We start from the raw sequence: 22,722 nt of genomic DNA, 5'->3' as shown, positions 1-22,722 counted from the left end.
ATAAACTAACTGTCAGGCGCCGAGGCGGCTCATGGGGATATGGAAAAGCGTGGAGAAATTCTGCGTGGTGGTTGCCGCCAGCGTCTCGATATCCACGCCTTTCAGTACCGCCAGATAGTCCGCTACATCGCGTGTATAGGCCGGTTGATTCTCCTTGCCGCGATAAGGTACAGGTGCCAGATAGGGCGAATCGGTTTCAACCAGAATACGATCAAGGGGAACATAGCGTGCCGCCTCGCGTATCTGCTCAGCATTACGGAACGTCACGATCCCTGAGAAAGAAATGTAGAACCCCATATCCAGCAGCTTCGCCGCGGTCGCCTGATCTTCCGTAAAACAGTGTAGTACACCGCCGCAGCGTTCAACCTGTTCTTCACGCAGAATCGCCAGGGTATCTTCACGTGCATCACGCGTGTGCACGATGATCGGCTTGTTCAGCGCGATCCCGGTACGGATATGCTCGCGAAACGAGTGCTGCTGCTGCGCTTTGGTTTCCTGCTGGTAATAATAATCCAGTCCGGTTTCACCCAAGGCCACCACCTGTGGATCGGCGGCCAGCCGACGGAATTCGTCGACATCGTAAGGTTCCTCCTGGTTCAGCGGATGTACACCGCAGGAGAGTGCGATATTTTCGCGACCGCCTACCAGCGCCTTTAACGTGCTAAAGCCAGGTAACGTTGTGGCAATGGCCAGCATAAACCTGACGTCGCGCGCTGCCGCTTTGGCGATCACGTCATCAAGATCCTGATGGGTTTTTTCATAGTCAAGGCCATCAAGATGGCAGTGGGAATCAACAATAAACATAGTTTTCTCAGTCAGCCGGGTACTGCGGGCTTCAGGTTGTCCGCCCAGCTCAGTAGCCTGTCAGTTAACAAAAGTTCACGATTCACTGCCGCAACCTCTGACAGCGTTTCGCGGCAGCGCATCCAGTCCTGAGCGCTGTTGTTCAGCGCCGTTTGCGAGAAATGCTGCGCCAGCATCGCCACCACATCCTGACGATCCACATTGGTCAGCCACTGTGCCGCACCCTGCTGCCACTTGATGGCATCCAGTATCAACGCCAGCAGCCAGCCTATGCGCGTGCCTGGGTTATCAGTATTCAGTACTGGAAGCAGTTGCAGGATGTCCTGTTGCAGGGCGCTGGCAAGGGCATCACAGAGTGCCTGCCTTGCCTGCCATGCTCGCTCATCCAGCAGCGCCAGGGCGGCACCGGGCGCGCCCGCACTCAGGCGCAGCGCAGCCAGTAAGTGTGACTCGTCATACGCTCCCTGCTTTCTGAGCCATGCCAGACTGTGGGCTTCGTCTGGCGGTGCCAGCGTTAAGACCATACAGCGGCTGCGCAGCGTCGCCAGCAAACGCGAAGGTTCACGACTGCTCAGAAAGAACCAGCTGTTTGCCGGCGGTTCTTCAAGGGTTTTCAGCAAGGCGTTCGCTGCCGCATCACTGAGCTGCGACGCATCGGGTAGCCAGACGACTTTAGCCCCGCCCTGCTGTGCATGGTGGTACATTTTTTCCGTCACCTGGCGCACGGCATCAATGCCGAGCGTGGCTTTGCCTTTTTCGGCTTCCAGCCGGTACCAGTCAGGATGCGTGTTTGCCTGCATCAGTTGACAGCCATGACAGTGACCGCAGCTTTTCAATCCATCGCGGCGCTGACACATCAGCCAGCGGCTCATTCCCCACACCAGGGCATCATCGCCCATGCCTTCCATGGCATTCACCAGCAGCGCGTGATGCGCGCGATCCGCCTGGTGCTGTGCAATCACCTGCCGGTAAGGCTGGTTTAGCCAGGGATACCAGTTCATGCCCGCTGTTCCGCCAGCCAGGCAGACAATGTAGATTGCAGCGCGGTGGTCACCTGTTCCAGAGGCTGCGTCGCATCGATTGTCCGAATCGTCGCATCTTCTGCCGCCAGGGCCAGATAGCGGTTACGTGTGCGTTCGAAAAAGCGCAGTGACTCCTGCTCGATGCGATCCAGCGCACCACGAGCGCGGGCACGTTGTAATCCTGTTTCCGGTGTGACATCCAGATACAACGTCAGGTCAGGACGAAAATCCCCCAGCACCGTATCACGCAATGTACGCATCAGTTCGGCATCAACCCCACGGCCGCCGCCCTGGTAAGCCTGAGAGGAGAGATCATGCCGATCGCCCACCACCCAGGCGCCGCGCGCAAGGGCCGGTTTAATCACGGTTTCGACCAGCTGGACACGGGCGGCGTACAGCATTAACAGTTCCGCTTTATCGGTCACCTGCTCGCCCTCAATGCCCTGCTTCACCAGAATACGGAGCTGTTCAGCCAGCGGCGTACCGCCGGGTTCACGGGTAAAGACGATGTCTTCAATCCCGTGTGCCTGTAACGTTGCCACAATGGCCTCACGGGCCGTGGTTTTTCCCGCGCCTTCCAGGCCCTCGATCACAATAAACTTACTGTCCATTTTTTTCCTTTAACGCAAGCCGGTAAGCCTGGACGGCCTTGTTGTGGCTGGCAAGATTGGTCGTGAACGTATGTCCACCTTTGCCATCCGCCACAAAATAGAGGTAGTTGGTCTTTTCCGGATGGGCGGCGGCAATCAATGAGGCCTTACTCGGCATCGCAATCGGGCCTGGCGGCAAACCACTGATGATATAGGTATTGTACGGCGTCGCTGTTTCCAGATCTTTGCGCGTCAGCGTGCCATTGTAGGCTGCGCCCATACCGTAAATCACGGTCGGATCGGTCTGCAGGCGCATGCCCGTCCGCAGTCGGTTAATAAACACAGAGGCCACTTTCGCCCGCTCTTCACTGACGCCCGTCTCTTTTTCAATGATCGACGCCATCGTCACCATCTCCTGCTCATTCTTGTAGGGCAGGTTGTCCATGCGGCCTTGCCAGACTTCATCAACCATCTTTTGCATTCGCTGATGCGCACGCGTCAGCAACGCAATATCCGTTGTATTGGCGGTATACAGATAGGTATCCGGGCAGAAGCCCCCTTCCAGTTGATTTTCATCCAGCCTGAGCGCTTTTGCCACGGTGGCATACTTATCATCAGGCAACGTATGTTTTACATAGGGTGCCTGGCGTAATTCACTCAGCCACTCCTGCAGGCGTTGTCCTTCTACAAAGCGCAGCGGGAACTGGGCCTCTTTGCCGCTGGCTAGCAACGCCAGTAGCTCGCGCACCGTCATTGACGGTTCCAGACGATAGGTCCCGGCTTTGAATTTTGCCAGTTCAGGCTCAAACTTCAGCAACGCGCCAAACCAGATGCTGTGGGGAATAATATGCTGACTTTCCAGTTGGGCTTCTAATGCCACACGGCCCGTCCCGGCGGGCAGCGTGTAAATCGTTTCCTGGGAAAGGGTCAGACGGCTGGCAGCAAGTTGCTTCACCTGCCAGTAGCTGACGCCTGCGGCCGCCAGCAGCACTGCCAGCACACCCGCAATAATTTTTTTGCTTCGACTCATTCTGCTTCCATTATCGTTTTACAGCTTGCCTGTAGCTGGTTAAACAATGTGCGTTGATGAAAGGTCACCGCATCAAGTTGTCGAACGGGCAAGACAGGCATGAGCGTATTACAGATGACAATTTCGTCTGCGGCTAACAGCGACGCCAGCGTCGCCTGCACCACCTGACAACTCTGTCCTGCTGCACGTATTTGCGCTATCAGATTCTGCCGCATAATGCCGTCAACGCCAGCCTGATCCAGCCGGGGCGTAAAGATCGTGTTGCCGCTCCGCCAGAATAAATTGGCCGCACAGCATTCCACCACCCAACCTTCGGTGTCAAGCACCAAGGCTTCATCCGCGTCTGTCTGCTCAAGATGGGCACGAATCATCACCTGTTCAAGCCGGTTGAGATGTTTTAGCCCGGCAAACTGGGGGTTGCGTGCCAGCCGGACCGGACTGACCACCAGCCTGACACCGGTATTTTCTAACGCAGCATAGTGTCCGGGCCAGTCAGAGACCGAGACAATGCGCGTCGGCCCGCTACAGCCCGCACGACTGTAACCGCGTCCCCCACTGCCTGCGCTGATAATGACTTTAAGCACCGCGCTGTCATGGCCCGAGGCCGCCTGCAGCATTTCCCCCGCCAGAGCCTGCCAGTCAACATTCTGTAACCACAGGCGTTCGCAGCTTTGCTGTAGCCGCTGAATATGCCAGTCAAACAGCGCGATATTGCCCTTGATGATAGCGGCCGTGGTAAAGCAGCCATCGCCAAATTGTACGGCGCGATCGCGGGCCGTGAGATGAGATTGTTCGATGCCGTTAATCCACATTACCGCGTCTCCCGTATCGATATCGTGGTTGTCATGACGGTGATTTTATCGGTTTCTCTTCGTCGCTGGACAGAAAAAAGGCCCGCATAGCGGGCCTTTTAAGCAATCATAAACGCCAGGTTTAGATTTTACGGAAAATCAGTGAACCGTTAGTGCCACCGAAACCGAAAGAGTTACACAGCGTATATTCCAGTCCAGACACCTGACGTGCAGTGTGGGGAACGAAATCAAGATCGCAACCTTCGTCCGGGTTATCCAGGTTCAGGGTCGGTGGAACCGCCTGATCGCGCAGCGCCAGAATCGAATAGATCGATTCAACCGCGCCTGCCGCACCCAGTAAATGGCCGGTCATCGACTTAGTTGAGCTGACCATAACCTTGCTGGCAGCCTCACCAAACACTGATTTCACCGCCTGCGCTTCGGCTTTATCGCCTGCTGGCGTTGACGTGCCATGCGCGTTGACGTAACCGATCCTGTCAGGCGTCATCTGTGCATCACGCAGCGCATTGATCATCGCTGCGGCTGCGCCAGAGCCGTCTTCCGGTGGCGAGGTCATGTGATAGGCATCGCTGCTCATCCCAAAGCCCACGATTTCCGCGTAGATTTTAGCGCCACGCTTCTTAGCATGCTCGTACTCTTCCAGTACGATAATGCCCGCGCCGTCGCCCAGTACAAAACCATCACGGTCTTTATCCCATGGACGGCTTGCCGCCTGTGGGTTGTCGTTACGTGTAGACAGTGCACGCGCCGCGCCAAACCCACCTACACCCAATGGTGTACTGGCTTTTTCCGCGCCACCTGCCAACATCACGTCAGCATCGTTATAGGCGATGATACGTGCCGCATGACCAATGTTGTGAACGCCAGAAGTACAGGCGGTCGCAATGGAAATGCTGGGGCCTTTCAGGCCATACATGATGGTGAGATGTCCCGCCACCATATTGACGATTGTGGAAGGCACGAAGAAAGGGCTGATTTTACGCGGACCGCCGTTCACCAGCGAGGTATGGTTTTCTTCAATCAGACCCAAACCACCAATGCCCGAACCAATTGCCGCGCCAATCCGGCCTGCATTTTCCTCGGTCACTTCAAGACCGCTGTCCTGCATGGCCTGAATGCCTGCCACGATGCCGTACTGAATGAAGTCATCCATCTTGCGTTGATCTTTACGGGAAATAAAGTCATCGCAATTGAAATCTCTTACCAGACCTGCAAAGCGTGTTGCATAGGCGCTGGTATCAAAATGGTCGATCAGGTTAATGCCGCTCTGACCGGCAAGGAGAGCACTCCAGGTAGACTCTACGGTATTGCCGACAGGAGACAACATGCCAAGACCAGTCACAACTACACGACGCTTAGACACGTTCGTCCTCCAGGGAGGGAAAAAAATGACTATTGTGGGGCAAACATAAAACTCAGGCGGTCAATTGACCGCCTGAAGATATTCATTAGCCTTTGTGGCTATTGATATAGTCGATCGCTGCCTGAACGGTAGTGATTTTCTCAGCTTCTTCGTCTGGAATTTCAGTATCAAACTCTTCTTCCAGAGCCATTACCAGCTCAACGGTATCAAGAGAATCGGCACCCAGGTCTTCTACGAAAGATGCAGAGTTGGTCACTTCTTCCTCTTTCACACCCAGCTGCTCACTGATGATTTTCTTAACGCGTTGTTCGATATCGCTCATACTATTTAATTTCCTATCAAAACTCGCTTTCGCGATGGTTTTCGTAGTGTATAAAATGTTGAAAAAGATGCAACAAAATCCCGGCTGGTCTAACCACGATTTACGCTATTGTGCGGTTTTATACGCAAATAATGCAAATGATTTCGTGATTATCAGACCATATACATGCCGCCATTGACGTGCAGCGTCTCACCCGTGATGTAGGCTGCTTCGTCAGAGGCTAAGAATGCAACAGCATTAGCAATTTCCTGCGCTTCGCCTAAGCGACCCGCAGGCACTTCTGCCAGAATACCGGAACGTTGATCTTCGTTCAGTGCCCGCGTCATGTCGGTCTCTATGAAGCCCGGAGCCACGACGTTGACGGTAATGCCACGTGACGCGATTTCCCGCGCCAGTGATTTGCTAAAGCCAATCAAACCCGCTTTTGCTGCAGCATAGTTTGCCTGACCCGCATTACCCATGGTTCCGACAACGGAACCAATGGTGATGATACGTCCCATGCGCTTTTTCATCATGGCACGCATCACCGCCTTAGAAAGACGGAAAACTGATGTGAGGTTGGTATCAAGGATATCCTGCCACTCATCGTCTTTCATACGCATCAGTAAATTATCACGCGTAATGCCTGCATTATTGACCAAAATGTCCACTTCGCCAAATTCAGCGCGAATTTTCTCTAAAACGCTGTCGATGGAAGCGGCATCTGTCACATTTAACAGCAGGCCCAGTCCCTTATCGCCAAGGTAAGCACTGATCGCATCGGCACCACTTTGGCTGGTTGCAGTTCCCACCACTTTTGCACCACGTGCAGCCAGGGTTTCTGCAATCGCACGGCCAATGCCGCGGCTCGCGCCCGTTACCAACGCTACTTTACCTTCAAAGCTCATGATTTTCCTCTTATTCCTGTGCAAGTGCCGCAGCCAATGACGCAGTATCGTTCACCGCTGCCGCAGACAGGCCATCTACGATACGTTTGGTCAGGCCAGTGAGCACTTTACCCGGACCCATTTCAATCAGTTGCGTCACGCCCTGCGCAGCCATCGCCTCTACGCTTTCTGTCCAGCGTACCGGGCTGTAAAGCTGACGAATCAGCGCCTGACGAATCGCGTCGGCATCCGTTTCGGCTTTCACGTCGACGTTGTTAATCACCGGCACCTGGGGTGCCTTAAAGGTGAGCGTTTCCAGCGTCAGTGCCAGTTTTTCCGCCGCAGGCTTCATCAGTGCACAATGCGAAGGTACGCTGACCGGCAGCGGCAACGCGCGCTTGGCACCCGCCGCTTTACAGGCCGCGCCTGCACGTTCTACCGCATCTTTGTTACCCGCGATAACGACCTGGCCTGGCGAATTGAAGTTCACCGGCGAAACGACTTCACCCTGCGCACTTTCTTCACAGGCTTTCGCAATGGCCGCATCATCAAGACCGATGATCGCCTGCATGGCACCGGTGCCTTCTGGCACGGCTTCCTGCATCAGTTTACCGCGCAGTTCAACCAGTTTGATTGCGTCCGCGAAATCCAGTACGCCCGCACAGACCAGCGCAGAATATTCGCCCAGGCTGTGGCCCGCCATCAGCACAGGCTGTTTGCCCCCCTGCTGCTGCCAGACACGGTAAATCGCCACAGAAGCGGCCAGCAGCACAGGCTGCGTCTGCCAGGTTTTGTTCAACTCTTCCGCGGGCCCCTGGCTCACTAACTGCCACAGATCATAACCGAGGGCCTCAGAGGCTTCACGGAACGTCTCTTCAACCACCGGATAAGCGGCAGCGAGTTCTGTCAACATGCCCACAGACTGTGAGCCCTGACCTGGGAAAACAAAAGCAAGTTGCGTCATTTTCAGTTCCTGTCAATCAAAAGCGAACCAGCGCAGAACCCCAGGTGAATCCACCACCAAAGGCTTCCAGCAAAATAAGTTGTCCGGGTTTGATGCGGCCATCGCGCACGGCTTCATCCAGTGCGCTGGGCACCGATGCGGCTGAGGTATTTCCATGACGATCCAGCGTGACTACCACTTTTTCCATGGTCATGCCCAGTTTTTTCGCCGTGGCGCTGATAATGCGAAGGTTTGCCTGATGCGGCACCAGCCAGTCCAGCTCTTCACGCGCAATGTTGTTCGCCTGCAAGGTCTCATCAACGATGTGCGCCAGTTCTGTCACGGCCACTTTGAAGACTTCATTACCCGCCATTGTCAGGTAAGCGGGTTGATCCTGATGCGCGCGATCCTGATAAGGCAGCGTCAGCAATTTGGCGTAACGGCCATCAGCATGCAGATGGGTAGAAATGATGCCCTGCTCTTCACTTTGACCCAGTACCACTGCGCCCGCACCGTCACCGAACAGAATGATCGTGCCACGATCTTCAGGATCGAGCGTACGCGCCAGGACATCAGAACCGATGACCAGCGCATGTTTCACTGCACCATTTTTGATGTATTGATCGGCAACGCTTAACGCATAAGTAAAGCCTGCACAGGCCGCAGCCAGGTCAAACGCGGCGCAATCCTTGATTTCAAGCATCTGCTGAATCAGGCAGGCAGAGCTGGGGAAGGCATGACTGGAAGACGTGGTCGCCACTATGATCAGGCCCACGTCATTGGCATCGACGCCCGCCATCTCCAGGGCACGTTGTGCTGCCTGGTGGCCCATACTTGCAACAGTCTCATCCGGCGCAGCAATACGGCGCTCACGGATGCCGGTACGGGTAACAATCCACTCGTCCGAGGTCTCCACCATTTTTTCCAGGTCGGCATTGGTGCGGACCTGGCTGGGCAAATAACTGCCCGTACCGATAATTTTGGTAAACATCTAGGCTTTGTCACTCCTGGCTAATACAGCGTCCAGACGGGCGGCAATGTGTTCAGGAACCTGCCGCCTCACCGCCTGCTCGGCCTGATTGATCGCCATGGCAAAGGCATGTTGATTTGCTGCGCCATGACTCTTGATCACTGTCCCGCGCAATCCTAACAGACAAGCGCCATTATACTGGTCGGGGTTGAGATGGCCGAAACGCCTGACCAAACGCTTTTTAACCCAGCGCCCCAGCAACGTCAGCCACCACGACCGCTTTTCACCTTCTCCCGATGATTTCAGCAGAGAAAGGAACATTCTTACCACGCCTTCCATTGTCTTCAGTGTGATGTTTCCAGCGAAACCATCACAAACCAGCACGTCCGTTTTGCCGGTCAGCAAATCATTACCTTCAAGGTAACCAATGTAATTAATTTGCGGTAATGCCTTCAGACTTAACGCCGCATCGCGAATGCTTTCAAGCCCTTTATGCTCTTCATGGCCAATATTGAGAAGTGCCACGCGGGGATGCGCTATGCCCAACACTTCTTCGGCCATGACCGCGCCCATTACCGCAAACTGCACCAGCATCGCACTGTCAGAATCGACGTTGGCACCTAAATCCAGAATGACCGTCTTTCCCTGATGTTGGTGGGGTAAAACGGTCATCAACGCCGGACGCTTAATGCCGTCCAGCGGCTTCAGTAATAATGTCGCCAGCCCCATCAGCGCGCCGGTATTGCCGCTGCTGACGCAGGCCTCTGCCCGCCCTTCTTTCACCAACTCTAACGCCACTCGCATTGAACTGCCGCGGCTGTTACGTATGGCTTGTGCGGGTCGCGCATCACTTGCAATAACGGATTCTGCAGGGACAACCTGCAAACGCGCCAGCAGGGCGGAATCAGCTTTGGCAAGCAATGGCGTGAGAATGTCGGGGTCTCCGACCAGAAGAAGGATAAGTTCCGAATGAGAGGCCAGTGCCTGCAATGCTGCAGGCACCGTCACGCAGGGACCGAAATCCCCGCCCATGGCATCGATAGCCAGGGTCAAACGTGTCAAGGTATCGCCTTGCTAAGCAAAGATCTTACTTAACGATAACCTTGCGACCGCGGTAGTAACCATCCGCAGTGATGTGGTGACGCAGATGAGTTTCACCAGAAACTTTATCTACTGACAGAGCAGCAGTGGTCAGCGCATCGTGCGAACGACGCATACCACGCTTAGAACGGGTGGGTTTATTCTGTTGTACGGCCATGGACCTTACTCCTATTACTTACGCTTTAAACTGGCTAATACGGCAAATGGGTTTGGTTTTTCTGCCTCTGCAGGCAATTGGCCAAAGACCATGTCCGCCTCGGACACTTCACAGTGTTCAGAATCGTGCACCGGAACCACAGGCAGCGCGAGAATAACTTCATCCTCGATAACCGCCAGCAAGTCGATCTCACCGAATTCGTTGACATCAACCGGCTCGTACGCTTCCGGCAACGCCTCGGCCTGCTCATCAGATGAAACAGGACTGAAGCAATAGCTTACGTGAACATGATGTGGAAAAACCTGGTTGCAGCGCTGACAACGAAGCGTAACCTCAACATCAGCAGTACCCGTCAGTACTGCCAGACGCTGGTTATCAACCGCGAACGACATGGCACATTCAACATCACTGTCCACACTGACGACCGACTCAGCCACACGCTCGACCTGTTGCGAGGTATAAACACCCTGGTAATCAAGGCGTTTTTGAGCGGTGCGGACGGGGTCCAGCGTCAGGGGTAATTTTACCTTTTGCATAGGGCGCGCATATTAACTTTGTAATCACATAGAGTCAAAGAAAAAGGCCGTTGGACAGCATCTTTCAACCACTATTCGCATCCAGTGCGGCGCACAGTTTAAAATGACTGCCACCAATTCGCTATCAATATTGAAAAAAAATGACAGCATCGATTCTTTTAGCATCAACCTCACCGTTTCGTCAGGCGCTGCTGAGCAAGCTTGGCCTGCCTTTTACAGTGGATTCACCCCAGACAGATGAAACGCCGTTAGAAAATGAACGCGCAGAGGATCTGGTTACGCGCCTGGCCATAGCCAAAGCTCAGGCGCTGGCTGAGCGTTATCCACATCACTGGATCATTGGTTCCGATCAGGTCTGCGTCCTTAACGGCAGGATTACCGGAAAACCCCATACGGCGCAGAACGCAGAAGCACAGCTGCGCGCTGCCAGTGGCAACCGCATAACCTTTTACACCGGCCTCGCCCTCTACCACCCTGCCAGCCAGCGACTGATGCAGTGCTGTGAACCTTTTACCGTGCATTTCCGCACGCTGAGTCAGGCCGACATCACCAACTATATAAAGAAAGAGCAACCGCTACAGTGCGCCGGCAGTTTCAAAAGTGAAGGACTGGGCATCTGCTTATTTGACCGGCTTGAAGGGCGCGATCCGAATGCGTTGGTGGGACTACCGCTTATCGCGCTCAGCGCGATGCTGCGTGAAGCGGGCATCAATCCCCTGGGAGCGTGATGCCGCCCTGCGTCAGTTTTTTTGCTGGCGCAGCTTCGTCAGGCACTGCTGTAACGTGTCATCCAGCGGCGCTTCCATACGCAGGGTTTCCCCTGTATTCGGGTGCGTAAATGTCAACGCAGCCGCGTGCAGGAAGAGCCGATCCAGCCCCGTAGAGACCAGTTTGCTGTCAAAGTCGCGCTCGCCGTAACGATCGTCAAAGGCGATGGGATGACCGGCGTGCAAGGTGTGTACACGAATCTGGTGCGTACGCCCGGTTACCGGACTGGCTTTGACCAGCGTGGCAAACGCAAAACGTTCTTCCACTTTAAAGCGGGTTTCCGACGGTTTGCCGTCACTGCTGACACGCACCATACGTTCACCGCTTTGCAGAATATTTTTCAGCAGCGGCGCCTGAAGCACTTTGATATGCGAGGGCCAGTTGCCCTGCACCAGCGCAAGATAATCTTTCTGCATGCCCTTCTCACGCAGCTGTTCATGCAGCGAACGCAATGCTGAGCGCTTTTTGGCCACCAGTAAAATGCCGGACGTATCGCGGTCAAGGCGATGTACCAGCTCCAGAAAGCGCGCTTCCGGACGCAGGGCGCGCAGTCCTTCAATCACACCAAAGCTTAAGCCGCTGCCGCCGTGTACGGCTGTACCGGACGGTTTGTTCATGACCAGCAAATGATCGTCTTCAAAGAGGATGGCGTTAGCCAGTGAGGCAACTTTGGCCAGTTTGGGCGAGACAGCGTCCTCATCACGCTCCGCCACACGTACTGGCGGAATGCGCACCTCATCGCCTTCTTCGAGTTTATATTCAGGCTTGATGCGTTTTTTATTCACGCGCACTTCACCTTTTCGCACGATGCGATAAATCATGCTCTTCGGCACGCCCTTTAACTGGGTGCGCAAAAAGTTATCAATACGTTGTCCGGCGTTTTCAGCCGTGATGGCGACAAACTGTACGCCGGGATTCTCTGTTTTCATGGCGGCGATTCTAAATAGTGTCCCCTGATAGCGCCACCCCTTTTTATGTGCTTAACTCTCTGCGTAGCGTCGGGATGAGCAATCAGATTGCTGGCATTTTCAACAGCCTGAATGCGCTTTCTGTCGCAGGGTTCTTAAAATGTAAAGAAAATTGATCAGTCAGTTAAAGTCACCTTGCTATATGAAGGTTAGCAGTGGAATAATGCTTAGGTTTCTTAGCTGAGGATTCAGATAAGAAAAAAAGCGAAATTAGTTATTTTGTCGGATTGAGCAGACACGCAGCAATGGCGTAAGACGTAATGCGAAATCAGGCACTTAGCGGGCTGCGGGTTGCGGCCTGGACATGAGATGGAGTGCACGGGTTTACAGAATTATCTCTCGCATTTCCACTATCTGGTGCTGTTGTTCCTTATGAAAAACAGGCCACCGACGTTATTTGCGCCCCTCGCGCGGTCGATAACCGTGAGGTTGACGACATTGCACTAAGTCACGGGGCCATCGGTTGATACTCGTCCAGGGTAACTATGCCCGCAGCTTTAATCACTCATGAAAGAATAACGAGTACGTTACGATGAAAAGAATGTTAATTAACGCAACTCAGCAGGAGGAGTTGCGCGTTGCCCTGGTTGATGGTCAACGTCTGTACGATCTGGATATCGAAAGTCCCGGACACGAACAGAAAAAAGCCAATATCTACAAAGGTAAAATCACCCGTATCGAACCCAGCCTTGAAGCGGCTTTCGTCGACTACGGTGCAGAACGTCACGGTTTCCTCCCTCTCAAAGAAATTTCTCGCGAATACTTCCCTGCTTCCTACAACGCTCACGGTCGTCCAAACATTAAGGATGTGCTGCGTGAAGGCCAGGAAGTTATTGTTCAGATCGATAAAGAAGAACGGGGTAATAAAGGCGCCGCCCTGACCACCTTTATCTCGCTGGCAGGAAGTTATCTGGTATTGATGCCGAACAACCCGCGCGCGGGCGGCATTTCTCGTCGAATTGAAGGTGACGACCGTACCGAACTGAAAGAAGCGCTTTCGGCACTGGAACTGCCTGATGGTATGGGGCTGATTGTCCGTACCGCAGGTGTAGGCAAATCAGCCGAATCGCTGCAGTGGGATCTCAGCTTCCGTCTGAAACACTGGGAAGCGATTAAGAAAGCCGCTGACAGCCGTCCTGCGCCCTTCCTGATTCATCAGGAAAGTAACGTAATCGTGCGCGCATTCCGCGATTACCTGCGCCAGGACATCGGCGAAATTCTTATCGATAACCCGAAGGTCCTGGAACTGGCGCGTCAGCATATTGCGGCTCTGGGCCGTCCGGACTTTACCAGCAAGATCAAGCTCTACACCGGCGAAATCCCGTTGTTCAGCCACTATCAAATCGAGTCGCAAATCGAGTCCGCTTTCCAGCGTGAAGTGCGCCTGCCTTCCGGTGGCTCGATTGTTATCGACAGCACCGAAGCACTGACCGCCATCGATATCAACTCGGCACGCGCTACGCGTGGTGGCGATATCGAAGAAACCGCGTTTAACACGAACCTCGAAGCAGCAGATGAAATCGCCCGCCAGTTACGCCTGCGCGACCTCGGCGGTTTGATCGTTATCGACTTTATCGATATGACGCCGGTTCGCCATCAGCGCGCGGTAGAAAACCGTCTGCGTGAGGCGGTCCGTCAGGATCGCGCCCGTATTCAGATCAGCCATATTTCACGTTTTGGCCTGCTGGAAATGTCCCGCCAGCGTCTCAGCCCGTCACTGGGCGAGTCGAGCCATCATGTCTGCCCGCGCTGTAGCGGTACCGGCACCATTCGTGATAACGAGTCGCTGTCACTGTCTATTCTGCGCCTGATCGAAGAAGAAGCCCTGAAGGACAACACCAAAGAAGTGCATGCTATTGTCCCGGTGCCTGTGGCCTCTTACCTGCTGAATGAAAAACGTGAAGCGGTCAATGCTATCGAAAAACGCCAGGGCGGCGTGCGTGCGGTTATCGTACCGGACGACCGGATGGAAACGCCGCACTACTCCGTGTTGCGCGTGCGGAAAGGTGAAGAAACGCAGACGCTGAGCTATCACCTGCCTAAGCTGCACGAAGCCGAAATGGCGATGCCTTCGGAAGAAGAACATGCCGAACGTCGTCGTCCAGAACAACCGGCCCTGGCGGCATTTGTGATGCCTGATGCGCCACCGGCACCGACGGAAGCAGCGCCGGAAGCGACCAAAGCGCGAACTGCGCCGGTTGCTGAAACCGCCCCTGCAACGCCATCCAACGGAACAGGCTTTGTTGGTCGCCTGCTGGCGGGCCTGAAAAAAATGTTCGCCGGTGAGCCTGTGCCTGCCACGGCAGAGCCCGTTGCTGAAGTGACCGAACCGCAGAAAACCAGCGGTGAGGAGAACGGCAATCAGCGTGGCGATCGTCGTAACAACCGCCGTAACAATAACCGCCGTGAGCGCACGCCACGTAATGGTGACACCACTCAGCAGCGTGAATCTCGGGACAACCGCGAAACCCGTGACAATCGTGAACCACGTGAAGACAACCGTCGTAATAAGCGTCAGGGGCAGTCTAACGAGGCGCGTGATGAACGTCCGGCGCTGAGCGATGAAGCTCGCCAGCAACGCGATGAGCAACAGCAGCAGCGTCGTGAACAGCGTGCTGAACGTCAGCGTCGTCGTCAGGAAGAGAAACGTGCCCAGCAGGAAGCGAACAGCGCGGTTGAACAGGCCGTTGAAACCGCTGAGCCCGTTGCGGCTGAAGCACAGGACGATGAGCGCGTTCAGGCTATGCCACGCCGCAAACCGCGTCAGCTGACGCAAAAAGTGCGTGTTGGCGACAACAATGATCAGCCTCAGCATGCTGCCGTCGAGTCAGCAGAATCTGTTGAAGCCCGCAAGATTCAGCCGGTTGCAGAAGCCTCACAGGTCGACGACGCGGACGAAACCGAAGCGCGTGAGAACGCCAACATGCCGCGTCGCTCTCGTCGTTCACCGCGTCATCTGCGCGTCAGTGGTCAGCGTCGCCGTCGTTACCGCGATGAACGCTACCCAACACAGTCTGCTATGCCATTAGAAGCCGCTTCGGCCTCACCTGAGATGGCGTCAGGCAAAGTCTGGGTGCGCTATCCGGTCGCACAGACGAACGAAGAGCAGACCACACAGGATGCCGTGAAAACCGCACAGGACGACAGCCATGCAGACACAGCACCTGCTATCGCCCTGCCTGTGGCAGCGGCCGTAGACGAGGCGCCGGTTTCACAGCCCGATCCAGTACAGGTTGCTGAACCCCAGACAGACACGCCGGTTACTGTGGTGAATACGGATGACACGCAGGCGATTGATGCTCCTGTGCATCAGGAACCCTCTGTGATTCCTGCGGCTGCAGAAGCCCGCGCCGACGCCGTCGCGCAGCAGGCACAACCTGCCGATGTCACGGCTGAAGACGCGCATAAGTCCGACGTGACCGCCGCGCCCGAGGTCGCCCAACACGAGCACGTTGAGCCCGCAGAGCAGGCCGGTACGGCGGTGAGCCCGACAACCGAAGCTCAGGTTGACGCGGTGTTAAATGCACCGGTTGCTGCAGAGGAAACCGTTGCACCCATCACCGAACCGCATGCGCCTGTGGCTGCGCGCGACGTTGCTGTAGAAGCCCTCCAGGCCAATGCGGAAACGCGCTGGAAGCACTTTGCGTCAGCCCCAATGACCAAAGCGCCTGCGCCAGCATGGCAACCAGAGCCTGCGCGTCACAGCGACTGGCAGCGTCCTTCCTTCAATTTTGAAGGCAAAGGTTCTGCGGGCGGCCATAGTGCTACCCACCAGGCAACGGCCCCTGCGACCAAGCCATAAGCACGGTTCGCAGACGTGATAAACCCGGCTCCGGCCGGGTTTTTTATTGTCTGTTACGGACATTTCGGGTGAGGTATGCGGGCAGAAACACCACGGAGGGATCATCCTGAGGTATGTAATCAGGGCTACATTAGCCTGATCCGTGCAGCACAGCGTCAATCATGCAGCAAAGGTTCTCCGCACAGGTCGCCATGTTAATTGAGCAGCGAAAGAGGCATTACGCAGACAAAAAAAATCCCACCGTCCCTGTAGGACGATGGGAAAAACTAAGCGCACCCGGTTAAAGTACGCCTAAAATTTTTATGAATTTAACTGGAACAATGACATCTGAGACATATCAGTGAAGGTCTTATAAGAAGCCTGCAGCGCCTGTTGTTGCATGGTGTAGCTGGAAATCGCCTGGGTGTAATCCACATCCACCAGGCTACTCATCTGCGAGTCATAAATCACTTTGCGATCGTCACCCTGCGCATTCAACGTATCCAGCTCTTTCAGCTGTGTTCCGATTTCGGAACGTACGCTGAGCACGTTGTTAAGCGAGTTGCTCAGACCACGGTTGGTTTTATCCATTGCCGCTGAAAAGGTCGCTTTGGTGGCATCATCCGCGCCATTCTGGGGCACTTTTAGCGCACTGATAGCACTGTCCAGCATATTGAATAAATTCGTTTCACTGGTGCCACCGTTCGGTTCTTTCACCGCGTTGCTGGTGATCGACATTACGATGCTGTTACCGGTATGACCGATCGTCATCGTACGGTCCGTATCGACTTTTTGCGTAATCGCGTCGGTTCCGCCCTGATAGGTCACACCGCCGGCACCATCCACAAACGGTGGTGTATCAGTTTTATAGCCGGCAAAGATATAACGCCCGTTGGCGTCTTTGCTGTTGACCTGGTTCAGTAACTGCGCACGCACCCCTTCCAGCTGCGTCGCATACGAGGCGCGGTCATCGTCGCTCAATGAGCCGTTTGAGGCGGCCACAATCATCGACTGCGCGCTCATAATGCTGTTTGTCACACCGTCCAGCGTGTTTTCTTCCAGGGATAAGCCCTGGTCGGCGAAGGTACGGGCAACCGCATACTGGCTTGCCTGCGCCTGAGTTTGCGATAACACCACGGCACGGGAAGCGGCGATCGGATCGTCAGAGGGGTTAGATACTCTGTATCCGGTAGACAGCTGTTTGCCCGCACTCAACCAGGAGGATTGCGCATCACTTACGCCGCGAACCTGCTGGTCAAAAATCATATTTGTACTGAGTCGCATGATGTCCTCTGCTCTTAGTTAATGCTAAGCAGGGCGTCAAAAACGGTGCTGGCCGCTTTTAAAACCTGCGCATTCGCCATGTAATATTGCTGGTATTTGGTCAGGTTCGCATACTCTTCGTCCAGGTTAACGCCGGAGACAGACTGCTGACGGTTTGTTAACTGCGTCACTACGTTCTGCTGCGTTGTACTGGCCGTTTTCAGGGCCTGTGTTTTGTTACCAACGGTACTCACCATCGCGCCATAGGCCTGGGACAACGTAGAATTACCGTTGACGATTTTGGCATCCTGTAGCGCCAGCAAATTTTGGGCATTGCGGTTATCACTTTCACCGCCTGGTGCCGCCGCCGCCGCAATCTGCGAGCCGCTGGTAATCGCCACTGACATGTTAGTAATAGCGTTCTGAACCGGCTTCACCAGGAAGCTGTCTTTGGCATTCGGCGTACCGTTGACCGTCAGACTCATCCCGTCCAGGCTGAGCGTCGTCACGCCGCCCGAGGTGGTGGGCGTCAGGGTCGTTTTGGCATTGTCTGACAAACGCGTAGCTGACCAGTTTGTTCCGTCATAACTGACGGTGTAATTCGATGCCTGCAGAGCACTGGCATTGCTCCATGCTGCGGTCATCGTTGCAGATGAGGTGTTTTTACTGTTGCCCTGAACAGTTGGGCCGCCAATAGTAAAGAAGTCGACGCCCTGATCACCATTGCTATCGAATCCCTGCTTGTGCACGGTGTTAAAACTGGTCGTAAAAGCGGCCGCAAGCTGTCCCAATTGGTTTTGAGCAAGGTCTAAATCCTGAGAGCGGAAGCTAAGAAGGCCGCCCAGAGAACCCGTTGTTACAGAGGATTCCGGAATCTGTACATTACCGGCCTGTGCATCCACATAACCAATTGTTGTACGGGTAATATCACTGTTTGATGGCATGGCAACCATTTTGGTTGTCTGATAGCCGTTAACTAATGAGGTGCCGTTAGCCATCGAAACGGTATAACTACCATCCTGTTGTGACACCGTCACACCGACAATATTATTTAGTCCGTTGACGAGCTGGTCGCGTTGGTCCAGTAAGTCATTCGGCACCGCACCGTTACCCGTAGTGAGTTTCGCGATTTGCTGATTGAGGTTCGCAATCTGACTGGTAAACGTGTTGATCTGATCCACATTGGCCGCAACGTCCGTATTGACGCTGTTTTGCAGGTTGGTCAGATATTGCGCCTGGGTCTGAAACTGATTGACCAGCCCCTGGGAGTTGCTGAGCATAGACTGACGCGCTGCGGGATCGTTAGCATTACTGACCACGTTCTGCATGTTGCTAAAGAAGCCCTGAATCGCACTCGACAGACTCGTTGTCGAGGTTGACATCAGATCGTCGATATTGGAGACCTGCGAATACTGCGTATTTGCCGCATTGTAGGTGGCTGAAGACCCACGCAGCTGCGCTGCGATAAAACTGTCGTATTCACGCTGAACACCGGTTACGTTAACCCCGTTACCGTAATAACTTTTTCCCTGCAGGGTACTGTTGGCTTCTGCCAGAATCGTCGTCTGACGTGAATAGCCGGCAACGGTGTAATTGCTGATGTTATTACTGGTGGTGCTTAAGGCGGCCTGTGCGGCACTGAGCCCGCTCATTGCGGAGTTAATTATGCTGGACATCTCGGTTCCTTACATTCCCCGCTACACGGGTCGCTGTCATCAGTGTGGTCGCCAGCGTGCGCTGGCGCGCCTGGCTCTTGCTGCTATTATCGGCATGCTTAAGTGAAACTTGAGGCACAATTCTCAGAACAATGTGCTTAAATCCTGGCTATAAGCTTTCACCACTTTTTCACCCATGCTCTTGAATTGCTGAATCATTCCCATCAGTTTTTGCGCATATTTCGGATCGGTGGCATAGCCCGCAGCCTGCAATGCCTGGGCGCCCTGCTCCGCGCTCTGTGCATTGGTGACAGCCGCATAACGTGGGTTATTTGAAAGCAGTTTGACGTAGTCGTTTAACGCTTCGAAATAAGAACTGTAAACCCGGAATGTCGCACGCACCTTTTTAGCTTCACCGTGCTCATATTCTGTGGTCATGATATCGGTCGTTTCGCCTTTCCAGTTCCCGCTGGCTTTGATGCCAAAGACGTTATAACTCGGCTTTCCATCACGGGTCAGGATTTGACGTTGCCCCCAGCCTGACTCCAGTGCAGCCTGCGCCAGAATCAGGTGATGAGGGATACCACTCTGCTGACTGGCGGCCTGAGCGGGCTGAGTCAGTTGGGCAATAAAGTCACGACTGTCGCTTGGCAGGCCGGTGGGCGAAGGCGCGGGCAGGCGCGGCATAGCTTTGCGCACCATTTGCTCCAGCGGCGTGGCGCCGCTGGTGCTCATGATGAAGCTGTTATCCAGCTTCATCGGCACCGTACCGGCGCGCTCGTCCGGGGCTTTGGCGGGTTCCATCTGTTTAACGATGATATCCGCCAGGCCCAGGCCACGTTTACCGATGTCCTGCGCAATCTGCTGATCGTACATTGATGTGAAAAGCTTGGTCTGTTCATTGCTGAGAATGCCGTCCTGCGGTAACGCTTCACGCATACTCTTCAGCATCATCTGAACAAACATCCCTTCAACCTGCTGCGCGACCTGCAGTGCTTTCCCTTTGGGATCGGCAGTGACATCGCGTTTCAGGTCGTTCAACGAGCGGCTGTCAAAAGCCGCATTCATCAGCGATTGCGTATCGTTCATCAGATAATTTCCAGTTTTGCGCGCAGGCAACCCGCGCTCTGCATTGACTGCAAAATAGACATCAGTTCGATAGGCGATGCACCCAGCGCATTCAGCGCACGCACCACGCTGTTCAGGTTGGCGCTGGAGTTAACCCGTTGCAACGCACCGCCGCTCTGACGCAGATCGATCTGCGTATTGGTAGTAGCGACAGTCTGTCCACCCGCCAGCGGCGTGTTCGGCTGACTCACGTTTTGCTGCTGATTGACCGTGACAGACAGGTTGCCCTGAGCGACCGCACAGGTGTTCAGTTTCACTTCACGATTCATCACAACAGAGCCGGTGCGTGAGTTAATGATGACTTTGGCATCCTCAACCGGCACGGAGACATCAATGTTCTGAATCTCTGCCAGTAAACGAACCTGCGCACCATTATTCGGAGACACGCGGACCTGGACCGTACGGGCGTCCAGCGGCTGGGCCGAACCGTATCCGCCACGGGCGTTGATCGCATCAGCAATTCGTTGCGCCATGGAGAAATCTTCGGTGTTCAGCTGCAGGTTAATCGTATTCTGCGAACCAAAGTTGCTCTGCAGTTCACGTTCAACCGTTGCCCCATCGGTAATCCGTCCACCGTTAAGCTGGTTGACCTGAACGCTGCTGCCGCCTGCTGCGGCACCCGCGCCGCCGACCAGAATGTTACCCTGGGCCAGCGCATAAACCTGGTTATCCACGCCTTTCAGTGGCGTCATTAACAGCGTGCCGCCGCGCAGGCTTTTCGCGTTACCCATGGACGACACCACCACATCCAGCGTCTGGCCCTGGCGGGCAAACGAAGGTAGCCTGGCGGTAACCATCACGGCGGCGACGTTTTTGAGCTGCATGTTGGTGCCCGGTGGCACGGTAATGCCCAGTTGCGACAGCATGTTGCTGACGGTTTGGGTCGTGAACGGCGTCTGCGTTGTCTGATCGCCTGTTCCGTCCAGGCCCACGACAAGGCCATAACCCAGCAGTTGGTTATCACGCACACCCTGTACGGTGGTTAAGTCGCGGATCAGATCGGCACGCGCCATCAGGCTTACGCCTAACAGTAATCCCAGACCGACACGCCATAATGTTAGCTTTTTCATTGCAACCTCTTAGAACGGCGAGATATTCAGGAAGAAGCGCTGCAACCAGCCCATATTTTGCGCTTCATTGATATAACCATTTCCGACGTACTCAATACGTGCATCGGCCACGGCTGTAGACAACACGGCGTTACTCGCACTGATGGTGCGTGGGTTAACCACGCCCGAGAAACGAATAAACTCGGTGCCCTGGTTGATCTCAATTTGTTTTTCTCCGACCACGTGCAGGTTGCCGTTCGACAGAACCTGATCCACCGTGACGGTGATGGTGCCGGTAAAGGTGTTGTTAGCAGATGCCCCACCTTTGCCTGCGAAATCATTTTTGCCACCCGCCGCAAAGTTGGCTTTTTCGCCCGTTGCGCCGGCTAAACCTTCTAAACCGGTAGGCACTGCAGTGATACCCAGACTGCCGCTGCCGTTACGGCTGGCATTCGAGGTCGAACTTTTGCTGGCACTGACGTTTTCCTGCAAGGTGATAGTCAGCGTATCGCCGATATTACGTGGGCGGCGATCTTCAAACAGCGGCTGATAGCCGTAGTTGAGCGGCGCAACACCCTGAAAAATGGACCCATTTACCACAGGTGGCGCAGAGGGCAACGGCTGAGCCGTGGTCGCTCCTTGCACCAGTGGCGTGCGTGGCACCAACGCACAACCGTTAAGCGTCAGCAGTGCGGTGACTACTAACCAATGTCCAGGCTTAAGAATATGTTGCATCGCCACGGAGTTACGACCTTATTTATGACTAGTCTTCAGGCCAGCCTTAGCTGGCCCTGTTCGTGTTACAGCTGTGTCAACTTCGCCAGCATTTGATCGGAGGTGCTGATCGCTTTGCTGTTAATTTCGTAAGCACGCTGCGTCTGGATCATCGTAACCAGTTCTTCCGCGACGTTTACGTTAGAGGTTTCGGTATAACCCTGATACAACAAACCGGCACCGTTCTGCCCAGGCGTACTGTCCGTCGGCGCACCCGATGCCTGCGTTTCCTTGTAGAGGTTTTCACCCACGCTATCGAGACCCGCATTGTTCATGAAGGTGCTCAGCGTTAACTGTCCGACCTGGGCGGCCTGCGTCTGCCCCTGCTGGGTTACGCTCACCACACCATCACGCGACACGGTGATACTTGTGGCGTTGGCTGGAATGGTAATACCAGGCTGCACAGGGAAACCCGCGTTGGTCACCAGTTGGCCGTTCTGGTCAACCTGAAATGAACCATCACGTGTATACGCAGAAGTTCCATCTGGCATCTGGATTTGGAAAAAACCCTGGCCGTTGATGGCGATATCTTTTGAGTTGTTGGTTTGCGACAGGTTGCCCTGCGTATGCAAACGCTCGGTCGTCACCGGACGTACACCAGTACCGATTTGCAAACCTGACGGCAGCGTCGTCTGCTCAGATGACTGCGTGCCCGGCTGACGCATGGTCTGGTACATCAGATCTTCAAACACGGCACGTGAGCGCTTAAACCCGTTAGTACTGACGTTGGCCAGGTTGTTGGCGATCACGTCCATGTTCATCTGCTGTGCATCAAGACCGGTTTTGGCGATCCATAAAGAACGAATCATGTATTTATCCT

Annotated in this window: 22 protein-coding genes; 2 read left to right on the top strand and 20 right to left on the bottom strand. The window is 54.7% G+C overall.

The window, feature by feature from the left end; translation table 11 throughout:
* Window positions 1-12: 12 nt before the first annotated feature.
* From C7434_RS03340 to yceD, 13 genes are all read right to left on the bottom strand, one after another.
* Window positions 13-804, bottom strand: a complete 792-nt coding sequence (locus C7434_RS03340; RefSeq protein ID WP_006118839.1) for a metal-dependent hydrolase — start codon at window positions 802-804, stop codon at window positions 13-15.
* Between the two features lie 11 nt (window positions 805-815).
* Window positions 816-1,805 carry a DNA polymerase III subunit delta' gene (gene holB / locus C7434_RS03335; protein ID WP_033737552.1) on the bottom strand — a complete coding sequence of 330 codons (990 nt, stop codon included), beginning with the start codon at window positions 1,803-1,805 and terminating at the stop codon, window positions 816-818.
* On the bottom strand, window positions 1,802-2,437 hold the full coding sequence (gene tmk / locus C7434_RS03330; RefSeq protein WP_033737553.1) for a dTMP kinase: 636 nt from the start codon (window positions 2,435-2,437) through the stop codon (window positions 1,802-1,804). The genes holB and tmk overlap by 4 nt, the downstream gene beginning before the upstream one ends.
* Window positions 2,427-3,446 (bottom strand): cell division protein YceG, encoded by a 1,020-nt coding sequence (gene yceG / locus C7434_RS03325; RefSeq protein ID WP_033737554.1) that lies wholly within the window; start codon window positions 3,444-3,446, stop codon window positions 2,427-2,429. Before yceG ends, tmk begins: the two co-directional genes overlap by 11 nt.
* Entirely contained in the window at window positions 3,443-4,258 is an 816-nt protein-coding gene (gene pabC, locus C7434_RS03320) for an aminodeoxychorismate lyase (RefSeq protein WP_006118835.1), read from the bottom strand. The genes yceG and pabC overlap by 4 nt, the downstream gene beginning before the upstream one ends.
* 121 nt (window positions 4,259-4,379) lie before the next feature.
* Entirely contained in the window at window positions 4,380-5,621 is a 1,242-nt protein-coding gene (gene fabF / locus C7434_RS03315) for a beta-ketoacyl-ACP synthase II (protein ID WP_033737555.1), read from the bottom strand.
* An 85-nt stretch (window positions 5,622-5,706) separates the two neighbouring features.
* Window positions 5,707-5,943, bottom strand: coding sequence for an acyl carrier protein (gene acpP / locus C7434_RS03310; RefSeq protein WP_003849865.1), 237 nt, complete (start codon window positions 5,941-5,943; stop codon window positions 5,707-5,709).
* A gap of 152 nt (window positions 5,944-6,095) precedes the next feature.
* On the bottom strand, window positions 6,096-6,830 hold the full coding sequence (fabG, locus tag C7434_RS03305) for a 3-oxoacyl-ACP reductase FabG (protein ID WP_006118833.1): 735 nt from the start codon (window positions 6,828-6,830) through the stop codon (window positions 6,096-6,098).
* Between the two features lie 10 nt (window positions 6,831-6,840).
* Complete coding sequence (gene fabD, locus C7434_RS03300; RefSeq protein WP_133745134.1) at window positions 6,841-7,773, bottom strand: ACP S-malonyltransferase; 933 nt, start codon at window positions 7,771-7,773, stop codon at window positions 6,841-6,843.
* A 16-nt stretch (window positions 7,774-7,789) separates the two neighbouring features.
* On the bottom strand, window positions 7,790-8,743 hold the full coding sequence (locus C7434_RS03295; protein WP_006118831.1) for a beta-ketoacyl-ACP synthase III: 954 nt from the start codon (window positions 8,741-8,743) through the stop codon (window positions 7,790-7,792).
* Window positions 8,744-9,784, bottom strand: a complete 1,041-nt coding sequence (plsX, locus tag C7434_RS03290; RefSeq protein ID WP_033737556.1) for a phosphate acyltransferase PlsX — start codon at window positions 9,782-9,784, stop codon at window positions 8,744-8,746. It abuts the gene before it with no gap.
* Window positions 9,785-9,809: 25 nt separating this feature from the next.
* Window positions 9,810-9,980 carry a 50S ribosomal protein L32 gene (rpmF, locus tag C7434_RS03285; RefSeq protein WP_003849870.1) on the bottom strand — a complete coding sequence of 57 codons (171 nt, stop codon included), beginning with the start codon at window positions 9,978-9,980 and terminating at the stop codon, window positions 9,810-9,812.
* Window positions 9,981-9,994: 14 nt separating this feature from the next.
* The gene (yceD, locus tag C7434_RS03280) at window positions 9,995-10,516 is read right to left on the bottom strand and encodes a 23S rRNA accumulation protein YceD (protein ID WP_006118829.1); all 522 of its coding nucleotides are present in this window, start codon (window positions 10,514-10,516) and stop codon (window positions 9,995-9,997) included.
* Window positions 10,517-10,656: 140 nt separating this feature from the next.
* Here yceD and C7434_RS03275 point away from each other — a divergent pair, with 140 nt between their 5' ends.
* Window positions 10,657-11,244 (top strand): nucleoside triphosphate pyrophosphatase, encoded by a 588-nt coding sequence (locus C7434_RS03275; protein WP_033737557.1) that lies wholly within the window; start codon window positions 10,657-10,659, stop codon window positions 11,242-11,244.
* A gap of 12 nt (window positions 11,245-11,256) precedes the next feature.
* Here the strand turns inward: C7434_RS03275 and rluC are convergent, their stop codons facing one another.
* Window positions 11,257-12,213, bottom strand: a complete 957-nt coding sequence (rluC, locus tag C7434_RS03270; RefSeq protein WP_133745133.1) for a 23S rRNA pseudouridine(955/2504/2580) synthase RluC — start codon at window positions 12,211-12,213, stop codon at window positions 11,257-11,259.
* 571 nt (window positions 12,214-12,784) lie between these two features.
* Here rluC and rne point away from each other — a divergent pair.
* Window positions 12,785-16,054: a ribonuclease E gene (gene rne / locus C7434_RS03260; protein ID WP_133745132.1), complete on the top strand. Its 3,270-nt coding sequence runs from the start codon at window positions 12,785-12,787 to the stop codon at window positions 16,052-16,054.
* A gap of 300 nt (window positions 16,055-16,354) precedes the next feature.
* On the opposite strand, the gene flgL is transcribed toward rne, so the two are convergent.
* The 6 genes from flgL to flgG all read right to left on the bottom strand — a co-directional run bounded on the left by flgL (window position 16,355) and on the right by flgG (window position 22,711).
* On the bottom strand, window positions 16,355-17,317 hold the full coding sequence (flgL, locus tag C7434_RS03255) for a flagellar hook-associated protein FlgL (RefSeq protein ID WP_006118825.1): 963 nt from the start codon (window positions 17,315-17,317) through the stop codon (window positions 16,355-16,357).
* A gap of 14 nt (window positions 17,318-17,331) precedes the next feature.
* Window positions 17,332-18,972, bottom strand: coding sequence for a flagellar hook-associated protein FlgK (gene flgK, locus C7434_RS03250; protein ID WP_006118824.1), 1,641 nt, complete (start codon window positions 18,970-18,972; stop codon window positions 17,332-17,334).
* Window positions 18,973-19,095: 123 nt separating this feature from the next.
* A complete protein-coding gene (gene flgJ / locus C7434_RS03245) occupies window positions 19,096-20,040 on the bottom strand; it encodes a flagellar assembly peptidoglycan hydrolase FlgJ (protein WP_054634183.1) in 945 nt (314 codons plus the stop codon).
* Window positions 20,040-21,149: a flagellar basal body P-ring protein FlgI gene (locus C7434_RS03240; RefSeq protein ID WP_006118822.1), complete on the bottom strand. Its 1,110-nt coding sequence runs from the start codon at window positions 21,147-21,149 to the stop codon at window positions 20,040-20,042. Before C7434_RS03240 ends, flgJ begins: the two co-directional genes overlap by 1 nt.
* A gap of 9 nt (window positions 21,150-21,158) precedes the next feature.
* Window positions 21,159-21,863 carry a flagellar basal body L-ring protein FlgH gene (locus tag C7434_RS03235; protein WP_170317968.1) on the bottom strand — a complete coding sequence of 235 codons (705 nt, stop codon included), beginning with the start codon at window positions 21,861-21,863 and terminating at the stop codon, window positions 21,159-21,161.
* 65 nt (window positions 21,864-21,928) lie between these two features.
* Window positions 21,929-22,711: a flagellar basal-body rod protein FlgG gene (flgG, locus tag C7434_RS03230; protein WP_006118820.1), complete on the bottom strand. Its 783-nt coding sequence runs from the start codon at window positions 22,709-22,711 to the stop codon at window positions 21,929-21,931.
* Window positions 22,712-22,722: the final 11 nt, after the last annotated feature.

This window comes from Pantoea sp. PNA 14-12 (assembly GCF_004364735.1).
Classification (GTDB): Bacteria; Pseudomonadota; Gammaproteobacteria; order Enterobacterales; family Enterobacteriaceae; genus Pantoea; species Pantoea stewartii.
Note: the sequence above shows the minus strand (reverse complement) of the source record. Positions and strands in the feature narration are given on the sequence as shown.

Excerpts from the sequence above, each read along its gene's own strand:
- C7434_RS03340 (WP_006118839.1), bottom strand. The coding sequence starts at position 804 with ATGTTTATTGTTGATTCCCACTGCCATCTTGATGGCCTTGACTATGAA.
- holB (WP_033737552.1), bottom strand. The coding sequence starts at position 1,805 with ATGAACTGGTATCCCTGGCTAAACCAGCCTTACCGGCAGGTGATTGCA.
- tmk (WP_033737553.1), bottom strand. The coding sequence starts at position 2,437 with ATGGACAGTAAGTTTATTGTGATCGAGGGCCTGGAAGGCGCGGGAAAA.
- yceG (WP_033737554.1), bottom strand. The coding sequence starts at position 3,446 with ATGAGTCGAAGCAAAAAAATTATTGCGGGTGTGCTGGCAGTGCTGCTG.
- pabC (WP_006118835.1), bottom strand. The coding sequence starts at position 4,258 with ATGTGGATTAACGGCATCGAACAATCTCATCTCACGGCCCGCGATCGC.
- acpP (WP_003849865.1), bottom strand. The coding sequence starts at position 5,943 with ATGAGCGATATCGAACAACGCGTTAAGAAAATCATCAGTGAGCAGCTG.
- fabG (WP_006118833.1), bottom strand. The coding sequence starts at position 6,830 with ATGAGCTTTGAAGGTAAAGTAGCGTTGGTAACGGGCGCGAGCCGCGGC.
- fabD (WP_133745134.1), bottom strand. The coding sequence starts at position 7,773 with ATGACGCAACTTGCTTTTGTTTTCCCAGGTCAGGGCTCACAGTCTGTG.
- C7434_RS03295 (WP_006118831.1), bottom strand. The coding sequence starts at position 8,743 with ATGTTTACCAAAATTATCGGTACGGGCAGTTATTTGCCCAGCCAGGTC.
- rpmF (WP_003849870.1), bottom strand. The coding sequence starts at position 9,980 with ATGGCCGTACAACAGAATAAACCCACCCGTTCTAAGCGTGGTATGCGT.
- yceD (WP_006118829.1), bottom strand. The coding sequence starts at position 10,516 with ATGCAAAAGGTAAAATTACCCCTGACGCTGGACCCCGTCCGCACCGCT.
- C7434_RS03275 (WP_033737557.1), top strand. The coding sequence starts at position 10,657 with ATGACAGCATCGATTCTTTTAGCATCAACCTCACCGTTTCGTCAGGCG.
- rluC (WP_133745133.1), bottom strand. The coding sequence starts at position 12,213 with ATGAAAACAGAGAATCCCGGCGTACAGTTTGTCGCCATCACGGCTGAA.
- rne (WP_133745132.1), top strand. The coding sequence starts at position 12,785 with ATGAAAAGAATGTTAATTAACGCAACTCAGCAGGAGGAGTTGCGCGTT.
- flgL (WP_006118825.1), bottom strand. The coding sequence starts at position 17,317 with ATGCGACTCAGTACAAATATGATTTTTGACCAGCAGGTTCGCGGCGTA.
- flgK (WP_006118824.1), bottom strand. The coding sequence starts at position 18,972 with ATGTCCAGCATAATTAACTCCGCAATGAGCGGGCTCAGTGCCGCACAG.
- flgJ (WP_054634183.1), bottom strand. The coding sequence starts at position 20,040 with ATGAACGATACGCAATCGCTGATGAATGCGGCTTTTGACAGCCGCTCG.
- C7434_RS03240 (WP_006118822.1), bottom strand. The coding sequence starts at position 21,149 with ATGAAAAAGCTAACATTATGGCGTGTCGGTCTGGGATTACTGTTAGGC.
- C7434_RS03235 (WP_170317968.1), bottom strand. The coding sequence starts at position 21,863 with ATGCAACATATTCTTAAGCCTGGACATTGGTTAGTAGTCACCGCACTG.
- flgG (WP_006118820.1), bottom strand. The coding sequence starts at position 22,711 with ATGATTCGTTCTTTATGGATCGCCAAAACCGGTCTTGATGCACAGCAG.